At 52.4% G+C, this 14,294-nt stretch carries 15 protein-coding genes; 6 read left to right on the forward strand and 9 right to left on the reverse strand.

Going from position 1 to position 14,294, the window contains the following annotated elements; translation table 11 throughout:
* Positions 1-107: 107 nt before the first annotated feature.
* The 5 genes from KNP82_RS04430 to KNP82_RS04450 are packed head-to-tail and all read right to left on the reverse strand — an operon-like array spanning position 108 to position 5,533.
* Complete coding sequence (locus KNP82_RS04430; protein WP_058763217.1) at positions 108-1,325, reverse strand: type II secretion system F family protein; 1,218 nt, start codon at positions 1,323-1,325, stop codon at positions 108-110.
* A gap of 4 nt (positions 1,326-1,329) precedes the next feature.
* Complete coding sequence (locus KNP82_RS04435; RefSeq protein ID WP_021066866.1) at positions 1,330-2,364, reverse strand: type IV pilus twitching motility protein PilT; 1,035 nt, start codon at positions 2,362-2,364, stop codon at positions 1,330-1,332.
* Between the two features lie 4 nt (positions 2,365-2,368).
* The gene (locus KNP82_RS04440) at positions 2,369-4,018 is read right to left on the reverse strand and encodes a GspE/PulE family protein (protein WP_251128644.1); all 1,650 of its coding nucleotides are present in this window, start codon (positions 4,016-4,018) and stop codon (positions 2,369-2,371) included.
* Positions 4,019-4,028: 10 nt separating this feature from the next.
* On the reverse strand, positions 4,029-4,310 hold the full coding sequence (locus tag KNP82_RS04445) for a hypothetical protein (RefSeq protein ID WP_021066864.1): 282 nt from the start codon (positions 4,308-4,310) through the stop codon (positions 4,029-4,031).
* A complete protein-coding gene (locus KNP82_RS04450; protein ID WP_029595840.1) occupies positions 4,307-5,533 on the reverse strand; it encodes a G5 domain-containing protein in 1,227 nt (408 codons plus the stop codon). Before KNP82_RS04450 ends, KNP82_RS04445 begins: the two co-directional genes overlap by 4 nt.
* 163 nt (positions 5,534-5,696) lie before the next feature.
* On the opposite strand from KNP82_RS04450, the gene KNP82_RS04455 reads away from it, so the two are divergent.
* From KNP82_RS04455 to KNP82_RS04465, 3 genes are read left to right on the forward strand one after another with little or no spacing between them, the layout of a single operon-like run.
* The gene (locus tag KNP82_RS04455; RefSeq protein ID WP_029595841.1) at positions 5,697-6,146 is read left to right on the forward strand and encodes a prepilin-type N-terminal cleavage/methylation domain-containing protein; all 450 of its coding nucleotides are present in this window, start codon (positions 5,697-5,699) and stop codon (positions 6,144-6,146) included.
* Entirely contained in the window at positions 6,094-6,657 is a 564-nt protein-coding gene (locus KNP82_RS04460) for a PilW family protein (RefSeq protein ID WP_214827157.1), read from the forward strand. The genes KNP82_RS04455 and KNP82_RS04460 overlap by 53 nt, the downstream gene beginning before the upstream one ends.
* A 14-nt stretch (positions 6,658-6,671) precedes the next feature.
* Complete coding sequence (locus KNP82_RS04465; RefSeq protein ID WP_214827160.1) at positions 6,672-8,333, forward strand: hypothetical protein; 1,662 nt, start codon at positions 6,672-6,674, stop codon at positions 8,331-8,333.
* A gap of 44 nt (positions 8,334-8,377) precedes the next feature.
* On the opposite strand, the gene KNP82_RS04470 is transcribed toward KNP82_RS04465, so the two are convergent.
* Together KNP82_RS04470 and KNP82_RS04475 are read right to left on the reverse strand one after the other, a co-directional pair.
* Entirely contained in the window at positions 8,378-9,961 is a 1,584-nt protein-coding gene (locus KNP82_RS04470; protein ID WP_214827163.1) for a hypothetical protein, read from the reverse strand.
* Positions 9,962-10,005: 44 nt separating this feature from the next.
* Positions 10,006-11,250, reverse strand: coding sequence for a bifunctional folylpolyglutamate synthase/dihydrofolate synthase (locus KNP82_RS04475; protein WP_058763209.1), 1,245 nt, complete (start codon positions 11,248-11,250; stop codon positions 10,006-10,008).
* Between the two features lie 108 nt (positions 11,251-11,358).
* Here KNP82_RS04475 and KNP82_RS04480 point away from each other — a divergent pair, with 108 nt between their 5' ends.
* The 3 genes from KNP82_RS04480 (at position 11,359) to KNP82_RS04490 (ending at position 13,256) form a co-directional block, all read left to right on the forward strand.
* Positions 11,359-12,795: a protein adenylyltransferase SelO gene (locus tag KNP82_RS04480; protein ID WP_214827175.1), complete on the forward strand. Its 1,437-nt coding sequence runs from the start codon at positions 11,359-11,361 to the stop codon at positions 12,793-12,795.
* 87 nt (positions 12,796-12,882) lie between these two features.
* A complete protein-coding gene (locus tag KNP82_RS04485) occupies positions 12,883-13,059 on the forward strand; it encodes a hypothetical protein (protein ID WP_158001045.1) in 177 nt (58 codons plus the stop codon).
* A complete protein-coding gene (locus KNP82_RS04490; protein WP_029595847.1) occupies positions 13,056-13,256 on the forward strand; it encodes a hypothetical protein in 201 nt (66 codons plus the stop codon). The genes KNP82_RS04485 and KNP82_RS04490 overlap by 4 nt, the downstream gene beginning before the upstream one ends.
* A 200-nt stretch (positions 13,257-13,456) precedes the next feature.
* Here the strand turns inward: KNP82_RS04490 and KNP82_RS04495 are convergent, their stop codons facing one another.
* Both KNP82_RS04495 and KNP82_RS04500 read right to left on the reverse strand, forming a co-directional pair.
* Positions 13,457-13,804 (reverse strand): hypothetical protein, encoded by a 348-nt coding sequence (locus KNP82_RS04495; protein WP_029595848.1) that lies wholly within the window; start codon positions 13,802-13,804, stop codon positions 13,457-13,459.
* A 138-nt stretch (positions 13,805-13,942) separates the two neighbouring features.
* Entirely contained in the window at positions 13,943-14,290 is a 348-nt protein-coding gene (locus KNP82_RS04500) for a hypothetical protein (protein ID WP_029595849.1), read from the reverse strand.
* Positions 14,291-14,294 lie beyond the last annotated feature (4 nt).

Consider the following 14,294-nt stretch of genomic DNA (forward strand, 5'->3'; position numbering starts at 1 on the left):
TGTAAGCTAGATTCATTACCTTTGACCTAATACTAGTAGAACAATTTTACTATACATTCAAAATTTAGGATTGAAAAGATACAAATCTGCAAATAAATAAAAAGTTTCTACTGATTTTGGATATCGCCATAAATTTGGAACATCGGGACGACAATCGCGATGACGATGACGCCAACGATGCTCGCCAAGACGACAATCAACAGTGGCTCGATAATCGATTTCAGGCGGTCTGTCGTCGTCTCGACCTCGGTCTCATAAAACTCCGCGACCTCGTTCAACATCGAGTCCAAATCCCCGCTCTCCTCGCCGACCGCAATCATTTGCGTCATGAGCGGTGGAAAGCTATCGTTCCGTTCGAGCGGTTCATGGAGTGGAATTCCTTGTGCCATCATCTTGCGTGCTTGAGCAAGACCTTTACGGATGACACGGTTCGAGACGATCTTCTCGGTGATCTCAATTGCCGATAAAATCGGGACCGCCGCTTGCAGCAAGACGGCCAAACTTCGCGTCAATAACGCGATTTGCGATTTTAGGACAATTGGACCAAAAATCGGCATCTTCAACAACAATCCATCAATCACATACCGTTCCTTATCGCGCTTCAACATCCAAGTGAAGATGAGCAAGGCGATGAGGGCACCACCGAAGATGAGCCACCAATAGGCGGCGACAAAATCGGAGACGGCGACGACGATACGCGTGATGAGCGGGAGTTCCCCGCCGAGCTGTCCGAAGATGCTCGCGAACGTCGGGACGACGTTCACCATAAGGAAGGCGACGACACCAATGGCGACAATTGAGACGACGAGCGGATACGTCAACGCCGAGATGACTTTCCGTTTAACGTCATACTGTTTTTGGAGCTGGAGCCCGATTTGATCGAGCGCCTCCTCCAAGTTCCCGCTCGCCTCACCCGCGAGTGCCATCGAGCTAAAGAAGTTCGAGAATACGCGCGGATGTTTCTTGATCGCCTCCGAGAAGGCAATCCCTTCGCGTAAATCGTCCTCGACTTGGCTGAGCGTCTTCTTCAACACTTTCGACTCGGTCTGGACGCGCAAGATGGACGTCGCCCGAACAATTGGCACGCCGGCCCGGATGAGCGTCGCGAACTGACGCACGTACATAATCAAATGTTCAATCTTGACTCGCTCGGGGAGCAAGTTCACTTCTTTATTCAGTCCGGTCGACTCGAGTTCAGCGAGCTCGGTGACGAGAATCGATTCTTGGCGCAGCTTTTCTTTCGCCTCCCGGAGCGAGACGGCGGTGACCCGCCCTTTCTTACGCTTCCCGTTCAGCAGTTTACCTTCGTATTGGAAGATGGCCATTCAGTCACCTCTCTTCATTTGGTACGGCGTTCGGGTTGATGACGCCTTGACGGACGAGCTGTTCGATCGCCATGTCCATCGTCTGCATCCCGTTCTGCCGGTTCGTCTGGATGACGGTCGGGAGTTGGAACTCCTTCTCGTTCCGAATCAAGTTGGCGACGGCCGGATTGCCAATCATAATCTCCATCGCGGCGACACGACCTTTCGGCACGTCGACGCGCGGGAACAAGCGCTGACTGACGACACCGAGCAGGACGTTGGCGAGCTGGGTCCGAATCTGGTCCTGTTGCTCGGCCGGGAACGCGTCGATGACACGGCTGACGGTCGACATCGCGCTCGACGTGTGGAGTGTCGCCATGACGAGGTGGCCCGTCTCGGCAGCCGTCATCGCCGTCGAAATCGTTTCGAGGTCACGCATCTCCCCGAGCAAGATGACGTCCGGGTCTTGCCGGAGCGCGGCCCGAAGCCCGTCGACAAACTTCATGACGTCCGAGCCAATCTCACGCTGGTCGACGATGCTCTGGTCGTGCGAGTGCAAATACTCAATCGGATCTTCGAGCGTGATGATGCGCTTGCGCTGCGTGCGGTTAATCTCATGAATCATCGCGGCGAGTGTCGTCGACTTCCCTGACCCGGTCGGACCCGTGACAAGGATGAGCCCGTATGGTTTCTCAATCAACCGTTTTAACACTTGCGGCAAATCGAGCTCGTTCATCGTCGGGATTTCCCCGGAAATGGACCGGAACGCGATGGCGACCGTGCCCCGTTGATAATAGGCGTTGACGCGGAACCGCGATACGCGCGGAACCCCGAACGAGAAGTCGAGGTCGCGCTGCATCTCGAGACGGCCCCGCATCTCTTCGGTCATAATCTCTTTCAAATAGCTCTCGATATGGAGCGGCAACACTTTCTCGTCACCCATCGTGATGAGGCTGCCGTCGACCCGGATGATCGGCGGCGAGCCGGCGGTCAAATGGATGTCCGAGGCGCGTTGTTCGACCGCTTTCGTTAAAATCACTTCAATCGACTGATGGATCATAGGCTCACTCCGTTATCACTGTTCTCAATATCTCTTCGGTGTTCGTCAGTCCGAGTGCGACTTTCTCAAGTCCATCGGCGAGGAGGAAGCGGACGCCTTGTGCTTTCGCATAGGCGACCATCTCGGCCTCCGTCGCTTGGTTCATAATCAACCGGCGCAATCCCTCATCAATCGGCACAACCTCATGGATGGCGAGCCGTCCACGGTATCCCGTGAAATTACACGAGGCACAGCCGTTGCCGCGCATGATTCGGTCGACCGGGACACCTTCAGCGGCAAACAGTTCCTGTTCCCGTTTCGACACCGGCTGTTCGTGCCCGCAGTCCCGACAGACGCGACGGACGAGCCGCTGGGCGACCAGTCCTGATGTCGAGGCGGCGACAAGGAACGGTTCGACCCCCATGTCAATCAAGCGAGTGATCGAGCTGATGGCCGAGTTCGTATGTAGTGTCGATAACACCAAGTGACCGGTCAATGATGCCCGGATGGCAATCTCGGCCGTCTCGGTGTCCCGGATTTCCCCGACCATGACGATGTTCGGATCTTGTCGCAAAATCGAGCGCAGACCCGACGCGAACGTCAAGCCGACCTTGGCGTTGACTTGGACTTGGTTGATGCCGTCGAGCTGATACTCGACCGGGTCCTCGACCGTGATGATGTTCTTCGATTCATCGTTCAATTCGCGCAGCGACGCATAGAGCGTCGACGATTTCCCTGATCCGGTCGGCCCGGTGATGAGGATAATCCCGTTCGGCCGTTTCAACATGTCGCGGTACACCGCCTCGTTCTCGTCGCCGAAGTCGAGTTTCGTCAAATCGGTCAACCCTTCCGAGGAATCGAGCACCCGGATGACGATTTTCTCGCCATACATCGTCGGGAGCGTCGAGACGCGGAAGTCGTACGGGCGGCCCCGAAGCGTATATTTAATGCGCCCATCCTGTGGCAAGCGGCTCTCGGTGATGTCTAGGTTACTCATGACCTTGAGGCGCGTCAGCATGACACTTTGAATCTTCTTCGGATAAGTCGCTTCGGTTCGTAAATCACCGTCGACCCGAAGGCGCACGTGCAACTGTTTCTCGTGCGGGTCGAAGTGGATATCTGAGGCTCGTTGGTCGATGGCGCTCAAGAAGAGCTGATTGACGAGACGGATGACCGGTGCGTCATCTCGCGACGCCGTCTCTTCGCGATCGAGTTCCGGCGCTTCTTCTTTTAAAATCTCGATGAGTGACGCGTCCATCTCGTAATAGCGGCCAATCGTCTTGCGAATCTGTTCGCGCGTAGCAATCCCGACCTCGATGTTCATCCCGGTCTGAAGCCGGACGTCATCGATGGCGATCAAATCAAGCGGGTCCGCCGTCGCGATGAACAACGTGTTCCCTTGTAACGAAATCGGCATGATGTCATGTTTTTGGGCGATGACTTTCGGGACGAGTTTCGTCACGGTCACGTTGATATCTTCTGAATATAATGAAATGACCGGCACGTTCAACTGTTCGTGCAACACTTGAATCAATTGCGTCTCGGTCAAATAGTTTAATCGCATGAGCGCGTCCCCGAGCTTTTCCCCAGTCCGCTTTTGTGCGAGCGCTTCGTCGAGCTGGCCTTGCGTGATGATACCCGCCTCGACGAGCATCTCGCCGAGCCGTTTTTTCATTCTTCTCAACTTACTTCACCATCCTCTGAGGTACCTCCTGTGCGACGTCTCGCTGTTCGATGAACGCACTGAGTGCCGCACCGCCGGCCAAACCGAGGGCGAGGAGGACCCACGCCCACCACGTCCGCTCGAGCCCTTCGACGTACAGGCTATAGACGCCGAGCGATAGCACGGCGACGAGCAATACGATGACCCCTTTCGTCTCGCGTTTCCGAATGTACGGAATCGACAAGGCGAACACGGTCAATGTGGCGAGTACCCAAAAGGCGATTAAAATTAAATATCCGATCATCCGACTGCCCCCTCACTTGGTACCGGATCCGTGTCATGAACCGGTGGCTGTTCTTCAAACTGATTCAATCCGTCATCTTCTACATCGTCATCGAACGGGTCATCTTCCAGTGTTTCATCCGGGAAAGTTGGGATGACCGGTTCGACAGGCTCTGGAGGTGGGAGCGGGACGGAACTTTTCGTCACGATCTCCGGGATCGGCTCATAAAAATCAAACCCGAGCAGTTCGAGCGACTCACCCGTATCCGTGATGCGGACACGGTACAGCTTGCCTGACTCGCCGGTCTGTCCGGACTGGGTCACAGACGAACTACCAGCTGTAAGCGATGGCGAGAAGCGAACGATGTTTTGGTAAGGGACGCTCGTCACGTCTTCGACGCGCGACTCGTACGCTCCAACGAATACTTTACCGAGCAATTGGACCGTCATCGCGTTCCCTTCTTCTAAGACGATGAGTGCGTACGGTGTCTGTTCCGTGTTCTGGACAGCGAAGTTCGAGCGCTCGTCGACTTTGACATCATAGCCGAGCTCGATGCCGGTCGGGAGCGTCTCATGTTGCACGCGTTCAAGGATTTGGAACGGTGTCGCCGCAAACAACTGATACATCGATGACCCGAGCGTGCTGAGCGCGTCAAAATCTTCCCCGAACGCTTTCAAGCTGAAGATGTCCCCGGCTTCCATCTCGAAGCCGTTCATCCGTTCGAGTGCCGAGCGCATCGCTGGTGTCGGACTGACGGTGATTGAGGCGACGACTTCGCTCTCCGTCGCCGTCATCTCGAGGACCACATCTGAGTTCAAGTTCGATGCCGCTTCGACGAGCGGTGGTGTCACCATCGATAGCGTCACCGGTTGATTCTCTAAGTAAGGCGTCAACCGCTCTTCGTCGACCGTCGTGACGAGCGGATATGTACCCGGTTCAGAAGCCGTCTTGAGCGTCGCATCGACGTTGAATGAGACGACGTCCTTGCCGACTTCGAGTGCCGTCCCATCGACGAGCGTCACCGTGAACGGCGTGTTGTTGAAGTCTTTGATGGCGTTATCGAGCCGGACGACCGCCTCTTCCTTCGTCATCCCCGACACATCGATGCCGGCCACGGTCGTCTCTTTATATGTAGCACTCGTCTTCGCCGAGGCGTCGAGATAGTTCACGAGCCCGATTGTCGGCAATGACACGAGCAGGACAAGTCCCGCCAGGATGAACAAATGCATCCCATATCGCTTCATTCCATTTCCCCCTCTATTTCAAGTCAAATGAGACTTTTGAATTACTATCCGTTCCCACTGTAACTTTAGTATAATATGCATTGTACAGAAAATAACAATTATTTCAGGTGAAAAGTATCTTTTTTCCTATCTTTAAATGAATATTGAAAAGGAGGTCAATGCGTTGGACCGTTCCGAACAAGGTTTCACGCTCGTCGAAGTACTCGTCTCGATCGTCGTCGTCTCGATCCTGGCATTATCGCTCATGAATATCTTCTCCCAAAGCTTGCGAATCACCTCCTCGGATCTTGACCGGACCGTGGCGAACCAAGTCGCCCAAAACACGCTCAATACATTGAAGCGCCGTGCAGCCGAGACCCGGGACCCGATTGATATCGCGGCGCTCCAACAAACACCGGCCAATGTCTGTGATTTGTGTGACGTCACCATCAACGGACGCGCCTTCGATGTGACCATCCTCTCTCCGGGCAATGAGCCGGCCGCTGACCTCGTCAACGTCGAGATTACCGTCGCCTCGGAGACGTTGCTCCAACCGATTACGTTGAAAGGAGTGGTGACGAATGCGACGCTTCAAGATAAATTCCCTGAGACGGACGTTCCGGAGCTTCCGTGACCGTGAGGACGGCGTCACGCTCGTCGAGTTGTTGCTCGCGCTCGTCATCTCTGCCATCTTCGCTGGCATCGTGATCACCGTCTTCTTGTCCGGCTCGCTCGGTTTCCGTCTGACGAACGATACGAGCTCGCTTCGAAGCGAGGCCGACTATTTGATCACGAGTGTCCTCCAAGACATCAACCGGACCGAGTTCGACGCCTTGACCGTCAACGGGGATACATATTCGTTCCACCGTCTCCATACTCCGCGCATCTCGACGGAAGGGATCCTGTATCGTCAAGGCGATTATATGGAGGACGCCGTGCTCGAGCTCGACCCGTCGAGCTTTGTGACGAACAATCCTGACGTCATCGTTCAGTCCGTCGACATCGACCTCCGTGACGAAGTGACCGATCTAAGGCGCGGACGTGAGGCATATATCACTTCTGGATTGATTGAAATTCAAGTGACACTCGCCTCTCGTGAAGATACGACGCTCGTCAAAACGTTCACGAGCACCATCCCGTTATGAAAAGAGGGAGTCAAATGAAACAAGATGAACGAGGCTACGTCCTCATCCTCGTCCTCGTGACGATGGCGGCACTAGCCGTCCTCTCGCTCGCAGCGATTCAAGTCAACTTGGCCACGAACAAGCAGACGAATCTCCGTGTCGATGAGACGCAACTCGATACCGACGTCAAAGGCGTGCTCGATGTGCTTGTCGCCGACCTCCGAGCGACGTTCCCGCTTCACGATGCGAATGTCGTTCAACCGTATATGGAGAACGAGCAATTGTTCCAGGCGAAAGTCGAGACTGTACTTAAACAGGATACGTTGTATGCAGGGACGCGCCAATCGGGCGATAACGATATCCGCTACTCAATCACCCGCTCGACAGCGGACCAGGCGAACGCCCCGTTCACGACGGTGCTCACGTTGACCGCGACCGGGACGACGAAAGCGAAGCCGGAACAGCCGATGCAAACGAGCTCGTATAGCCAAGAAGTGTATGTGACGGCGCTGCCGTCATTCCTCTATTACGTGCTCGGGTCGGACGACACGTTGAAGGTCAACGGTCCACCGAAGATTGAAGGGAACTTGTTTGCGGGGACAAAGCTCGCACTCGAACGCGACGCGAAGTACCAACTGAAAGACCAAATCAACACGCTGAACAATAGCGCCTCGAGTCGGTTTTATCTCGATGGCCGTATTGACCTCGGAAACGGGGCGACGTGCGACGGCTGCGAGACGCCGAACTACTTTACGAATTCGACCACGCCTGGTGTGAACTATGAACCTGAGATTGGTCCGGTTGAGAGTACCTTTTCTCGCTTTAACTTGAATTACTCGGTCATCCAGTTCGCGAACCGACACCGTGCCACTGCCGGTAAATTGCCTTATACCAATTCACCGAAGCAAACGCTGTTTCAATCAACGTTAATCCCGACATCGACGATTTCACCCTTTCTCAAGCAAACTTACGTCGTCGATGGAGAGACAACGCCACGTGAACGGCCGACCGAGTTTATCGATTCCAGCCAGCTCAATTCGGTCCAAACGTTACAACTCGTCAATCTTCCAGTAGGTGTGACAGGTCCGATGGTCATCACCAAGTCGATTACGAACAGCACCGTCCCGCTTCTCTTAAACGGAGATGTCACCATCGACGCATTAGACACCATCACCATTAGCCGCCCACTAATCATTAATGGGGATTTGACGATTCGTGGGAAAGTCGCGTTCAATACGACCGTTTATACATTAGGAGACGCGTTCATTGATCGCGCGGATTTATTGCCGGTCGCTTCTGGTGCGAATGACAGTTCACTCGTCCTGCTCGCCGAAGGAAAAATTTTATTGAATCGAATCAATGAATTCCAGGACAGTTCTTCGACGCTCCAAGCATTTATGTACAGCGCTTCGACTGAACCGACTCGACTCTATTCTGTCGGCTCCATTGTCAACATGAAAGGCGGTCTGTATAGTAAAGGGCCGCTCGAAGTAAACACATTCCGCGGTTCGTTTAAATCATTACCGCAACAGGCGAATAAACAAGCTTATTTCGCTCCTGGGAATGTGATTGCCTCTCCAGACGTCGACGATTCACGTCTCGTCATGGAATATAATGAGGGTGTATTCCGCCAAATCGACACGCTCCCGGTCACAAACCAGCTCCAACTGTTCGTCGGTCAACAATTGAAGAAATGAAAAAGAGGCTGCTCTCACGAGTAGCCTCTTTTCTATGATTGAGATTAATAGAAATCGCCAGACGGATCTTCGGTTCCTGGGTTCGGATCCGTACCTGCTTTGACGCGGACGTAGAACGTTTGGCTGATGATTTTCGGACCTTCTCCTGCTTTAAATGATGCACTGACGTCCTCTGTGACCAGACCGATTTTCGCGATACCCGGCTTCAAGAGTGTCAATACGCCATCTTTTGCGGTCATGACATCCGTTCCTTCGAGGACAGTCAAACCGTAACCCGTCACGTTTGCCGTCTCCGGCCAGAATTTGACCGGATAGCTATATGGGCTGTCTGTCATGTAGAGAATGACGTTCGGTGTCGAGACTTTTTGTGGATACTCTTTCACGTTAATCAAGACAGGCATCGTCTGTCCGATATAATCCTTTAATTTCGCAACGACCGAAACGTTGCTCGTACTCCCATGCTCGGCTTGTACGGTAGCAGACGTGTTTTGACTTGAGAGAATTTTCAAGGCGGACGAATCAGCGTTCCATTTTACAGCAAGCGGATTGGCAAGAGCTTGTTTATCTTCCACCAATTGTTCCAATGTCAATAAAGTCTGTTGCTTAACCAATGTTCCTGCTTCATTTTTGTACACCCAAAGTTCTTGATCATTTGTAGTTAATGATAAATCCGGTAGTTTTACGACAACCTTCATATCATTTGATTTAACTTTTTGACCGTTCGCGTATTCATAAACGGCTTTCACAGTCGCCTCACCGGCATCCAACGCTTTTAACGTAACGCTTTGATTCGTTGAATTCGTTTGATTTACGAAACTGGACTTATCAATTTCCCATGTGAGTTTCGCATTTGGTGGAATCGCCGCTTTCACAGTCGATAAGTTAGCTTCTACCGTTTTTGAATTCCCCAAATAAATCGTCGTTTCACTTGGAACGTTGATTTTCAGTTCTTCTACCGTCACCGTCGTTTTTGTGAAGCCACTCCCAGCATCAGTGAACGAACGATTATGTTTTTGCGCACCGCTCCCATTCCCAGAATGGTCAGCTTCCAACGAATAGGCATACCGTCCGTTTTCGAACGTATAACTACCCGGTTTTTCTGCAATCAATTTGACGGTGATGAGGTCAGAGAATGCTGCATTCTTATAATCATTACAAGATTCAAGTCCGGAGTTTTTCTTTCCACAGAGTACATTGATTGTTCCCGTTAAGAGACGTGTTTTAGGATCAAAATTTAAATTGTGAGCTGTTGAAGGAGTTACGACTGCAGATAATCCTTCTGGAATTGTCTCTTCAATTGTCACAGCCCATTCTACATACTTGTAAGAATTGATGTTCGGACCGTTTGTAAAATCAAGAATGTTATTCAATGACAAGTCATATGTCAAATCAAAACTGTCTCCTATGAGCACAGCTTCTGGTGTAACTGTTCGAATTGTCTCATCTTTAATATCCGTTTGAAAAACAATGCCCTGTTTGTTTCCATTACCGTTACCATTATTGCCGTTATTGTTCCCATTTCCTCTTCCGTTCCCGTTATTCGCAAACGTTGATGTATACGCGAACAACAATAAGACCATCCCTATTACTATGAGGAACCCGTACTTGGATCTTAGCTGCCTCTTCATCGTTGTGCCTCCAGTCGGTTTGTCATCACACTTCTTCAGTTAATTCATACCCCTTTTTCTTCCTGTTCACAAGCGGTTTTTTTCAAACTTTGGAAATAGGTTCTGACTTCACTGATAAAGTAGAGAGACCCGGTCACGACGAGCGTCTCGGATTTCGGTGCTTCGAACCACGCAGCCAACCAATCCTGCCAGTCCACGTAACGAGCACCATCCGCAATCAGACTGTCTTTCGTCCGGGCACGCGGAAAATCGAACGTCGTCTCATAGACGCCCGCCACTTTCTGGAGCGACGCGACCATCGCTTCCCGGTCCTTATCGGCAAGAATGGCGGCAAGGACGGTCACGTCACGCTCAAGTTTCAGCTGTTCGACGAGTGCGGCGACGCCTTCGGCATTATGCGCCCCATCGAGTACGATACGAGGCTGTCTTGAGACGAGCTCATAGCGTCCCGGATGTTGCGCCGATTCGAGTCCCGCTTGAATCGTCTCTGTTCTCCAGCCGAGATGGCGCGCGACGGCGACAGCACACGCTCCGTTATACGCTTGATGGTGTCCGGTCAATCCGAGTGTCACCGGAGGCATCCCATCATACGTGACGACCGTGTCGGCCCCATCCTCTACGGATGAGACGAGCGGCGTGACGTCGTGAATCGACGCGTCCATCGTCTCACCTTGTTGTTCGAGCAACTCAATCAATCGCTTCTCCGTCAAGCTATGGAACATCGGGACACCCGACTTCATGATACCGAACTTCTCGAGCGCGATTTCTTCAAGCGTGTCACCGAGGATGCCTTGATGGTCATGCCCGATCGACGTCACGATTGTCGCGAGCGGCTTCTGTAACACGTTCGTCGAGTCGAGACGTCCTCCGAGCCCGACTTCCCAAATGACGAGGTCAGGCTGTTGCTCATGGAAATAGAGCCACGCCATGACCGTCAGCAGTTCGAACTCCGTCAACGTCTCTGGTGACGAGTTCGCACAGTCACGGACTCTATTGGCGATGCGGATGAGGTCCTCTTCTCGAATCGGTTCCCCGTTCAACATGATCCGTTCCTCGAACTGGATGATGTATGGCGAGATGAACGTCCCGACGTTCAAGCCCTGTTTCGTCGCCATGGCCCGCAAGAAAGCGACCGTCGACCCTTTCCCGTTCGTCCCCGCCACGTGAATCGACGGCAATTCCTTGATTTGTAGCGCGTTCAGCATCCACTCGATTCGTTTCAGGCCCGGCTTAATCCCGAACCGCAGCTGCCCGTTCAGCCATTCCAATACGTCTAGTCTCGTCTCCATCTTCCATCACTCCTGTTTTCACACTTCCCTCTCATCTTACCAAAATTCGCGAAGCGCTATGCAAGGAATCGGCTGTGCTATACTCGAGTCGAAGAAGGGGGAATCACCATGACAACTAATTGGAACTTCGAGGCGACCTACCTCGATCTCCGTGACATCTTTTACGACCGGGGACCGGTCCATCCGGTCGATAAGCCCGAGCTCGTCCTTTGGAACGAAGCGCTCGCCGAGACACTCGGACTCGACGCCGAAGCACGTCAAGACGTCGCACTCTTTGCCGGTAATCGCCAGACGGAGACGTCGTTCTCACAAGCGTATGCCGGCCACCAGTTCGGCCATTTCACAATGCTCGGTGACGGACGAGCACTCGTGCTCGGGGAACATGTCGCCCCGAACGGAAAGCGTGTCGATGTTCAATTGAAAGGCTCAGGTCCGACCGAGTATTCGCGTGGAGGCGATGGACGGGCCGCCGTTGGACCGATGGTGCGCGAGTTCCTCATCAGTGAGGCGATGCACGCCCTCGGCATCCCGACGAACCGGGCGCTCGCCGTCGTCACGACCGGTGAGCCGATCATGCGCCAAGGACCGAAGCATGGTGCCATCTTGACGCGCGTCGCGGCAAGCCATTTGCGCGTCGGTACGTTCCAATATGCCGCTGCGGCCGGCTCGATTGATGACGTCATCGCTCTCGCCGACTATGCGATTCAGCGCCACGACCCTGATCTTGAAGGACAGCCGAATCGCTATGAACAGTTCCTCGGCCGCGTCATCACCCGCCAAGCGAAGCTCATTGCGGATTGGCAACTCGTCGGATTCATCCACGGCGTCATGAACACGGACAACACGTTCATCAGCGGTGAAGGGATCGATTATGGCCCGTGTGCATTCATGGATACGTATCACCCGAACACCGTCTTCAGTTCCATCGACCGCGAGGGACGCTACGCCTATGCGAATCAGCCGTATATCGGGTCGTGGAACTTGGCCCGCCTCGCCGAGACGCTGTTGCCGCTCCTCGCTGACACGCAAGAAGCCGCCGTCGATATCGCAAACAAATTGTTGAACGACTACACGGAAACGTACAAAGAGGCATACTTCACCGGACTTGCCCATAAAATCGGGCTCTACGTCCGAAAAGATGGCGACGATGAACTGACGGACGAGTTGCTCCGACTCATGATGGAGTCTGAGGCTGACTTCACGAACACGTTCCGCGCGCTCACACTCGGCGACACAAATTCGCTTGCCTTTGCTAAGCAAGATGATGGAAAGGCGTGGCTGTCCGCTTGGCAAAAACGCCTCGGAGAGCAAGGTCTCCCGGATGAGGACGTCATCCGGCTCATGCGTCAGCATAACCCGGCCGTCATTCCTCGCAACCATCACGTCGAGGCCGCCCTCACAGCAGCCGAGCGCGGCGACTTCGGTCCGACGCAAGTACTGCTCGACGTATTGCGGAAGCCTTACGATTATGAAGCCGACTATGGACGCTATGTCTCACCAGGACCACCACGGACGTATCCGTATCAGACGTTTTGTGGCACGTGAACCATTCTGCTTCGGCAGGATGGTTTTTTTGGAACCTTTTTCATTTTCGAGCGTAAAGTGGATAACATCACTTTTAGGAGGTTCAACATGCTTCTACTCACTTCACTCATTGCGTTAGGGTTTGCCTGCTTGATGTCAATCGAGCTATTGCAAGGACCATTCATAGATGACTGGGCCTGGCTAATGCCTGCCTTTTTCTTTGCTGTTTCCTTTTCCACCTTGATGAGACATTTGAATAACCTTGAATGGAATGAATCGAAATGAAGATGACTATCTTGCTCATGGCAATCATCGTCTTATCCACGTCCTATCTCGTCTACAGTTTTTATCTGTCATTTACGGGTCAGCCGATTCAGCCGCAAGTAACTGGACTCGCAATCGGCGTCCTGCTCACGTCCTCGTATTTCGTGACAACCGGTCGTCTTCCGTTTTGGACAGAACCGGAGGAAGAAGACGTATGAAGGTTCTTTATTCCGTCTTGGTAGGATTCGGAAGCATCCTTTATGTCGTCTATGCCATGCACCTATTCCGCATTGGTTATCCTCAACCGCTCCTCTTGCATGTTTTGTTTGCCGCCACTGTATTTGGCATAATCTACATCGAACGCAAACGAAACCCCGAACATCGATGACGATGCTCGGGGTTGTTCTTTTCTATAGACTCATAGTCCGAAATGAATCATGTCCTTCTTGTCTACTTGGGCTTGTGTGATTTTGGAAATAAGTCGATTCAGTTGTTCCGACTCATGCGTGTACATCATCGCTTTGACGACTTGATAGAACAGCGCCAGTGACTCATATGGAATGAGCGTGATCCCGCATTCGTCTAATCCGAATCCAGGACGGTCATAGGAGTGGAAATACGTGCGCATCTCGTTCAGCTCCTCGATAAACTCATCCACCCACTCCCCATCCACCGAGACACAATCGAAGTGTTCAGGTGTATACGTATCATATGATGATTGACGATTTGTTGAATCCAATACACCGAATTCGTGCGTGTATGGCATGGCCATCCCTCCCTGTAAAAATATGTACACTTTAAATACCTTCATCGACTTAACCAAGTTTCGACCTACGTTCCTAACACGCATTCTCAATGAGAGTCTATGTAACGAATGGCAATGTATAATTATTTTCTTAGTCCGTTAAATCCCAAAATGAACCAAGTCTTTGCCTTCGCGTTCGGCTTGAATGATGAGACTCGCCAAATCGCTCAACTCTTCTGAACGATGGAATACACGTGACTGCGTGACGATGTCATAAAACATCGATAACGATTCGTTTGGGATGAGGGTAATTCCGTAATAATCCAGCCCGAGATCAGGACGATGATACGAATGAAAATAGGTCCGCATAATCGAGCACGCTTCCATAAGCTCTTGGATAAAATCATCATCAACCTCAGTGTAGCCATTATAATCTGGATTACGTGTAGGTGCTTTCAATGTTCGTTCCCATAAATCAAATTCGTGCACTGGCAAATTAGAACTCATCCTT

This window comes from Exiguobacterium sp. s26, assembly GCF_018618235.1.
Classification (GTDB): domain Bacteria; phylum Bacillota; class Bacilli; order Exiguobacteriales; family Exiguobacteriaceae; genus Exiguobacterium; species Exiguobacterium chiriqhucha.

What these genes read in the sequence shown, in the direction of transcription:
- KNP82_RS04470 (WP_214827163.1), bottom strand. Translation starts at nt 9,961, where the DNA reads ATGAAGAGGCAGCTAAGATCCAAGTACGGGTTCCTCATAGTAATAGGG.
- KNP82_RS04475 (WP_058763209.1), bottom strand. Translation starts at nt 11,250, where the DNA reads ATGGAGACGAGACTAGACGTATTGGAATGGCTGAACGGGCAGCTGCGG.
- KNP82_RS04500 (WP_029595849.1), bottom strand. Translation starts at nt 14,290, where the DNA reads ATGAGTTCTAATTTGCCAGTGCACGAATTTGATTTATGGGAACGAACA.
- KNP82_RS04450 (WP_029595840.1), bottom strand. Translation starts at nt 5,533, where the DNA reads ATGAAGCGATATGGGATGCATTTGTTCATCCTGGCGGGACTTGTCCTG.
- KNP82_RS04430 (WP_058763217.1), bottom strand. Translation starts at nt 1,325, where the DNA reads ATGGCCATCTTCCAATACGAAGGTAAACTGCTGAACGGGAAGCGTAAG.
- KNP82_RS04480 (WP_214827175.1), top strand. Translation starts at nt 11,359, where the DNA reads ATGACAACTAATTGGAACTTCGAGGCGACCTACCTCGATCTCCGTGAC.
- KNP82_RS04445 (WP_021066864.1), bottom strand. Translation starts at nt 4,310, where the DNA reads ATGATCGGATATTTAATTTTAATCGCCTTTTGGGTACTCGCCACATTG.
- KNP82_RS04460 (WP_214827157.1), top strand. Translation starts at nt 6,094, where the DNA reads ATGCGACGCTTCAAGATAAATTCCCTGAGACGGACGTTCCGGAGCTTC.
- KNP82_RS04495 (WP_029595848.1), bottom strand. Translation starts at nt 13,804, where the DNA reads ATGCCATACACGCACGAATTCGGTGTATTGGATTCAACAAATCGTCAA.
- KNP82_RS04465 (WP_214827160.1), top strand. Translation starts at nt 6,672, where the DNA reads ATGAAACAAGATGAACGAGGCTACGTCCTCATCCTCGTCCTCGTGACG.
- KNP82_RS04435 (WP_021066866.1), bottom strand. Translation starts at nt 2,364, where the DNA reads ATGATCCATCAGTCGATTGAAGTGATTTTAACGAAAGCGGTCGAACAA.
- KNP82_RS04490 (WP_029595847.1), top strand. Translation starts at nt 13,056, where the DNA reads ATGAAGATGACTATCTTGCTCATGGCAATCATCGTCTTATCCACGTCC.
- KNP82_RS04485 (WP_158001045.1), top strand. Translation starts at nt 12,883, where the DNA reads ATGCTTCTACTCACTTCACTCATTGCGTTAGGGTTTGCCTGCTTGATG.
- KNP82_RS04440 (WP_251128644.1), bottom strand. Translation starts at nt 4,018, where the DNA reads ATGAAAAAACGGCTCGGCGAGATGCTCGTCGAGGCGGGTATCATCACG.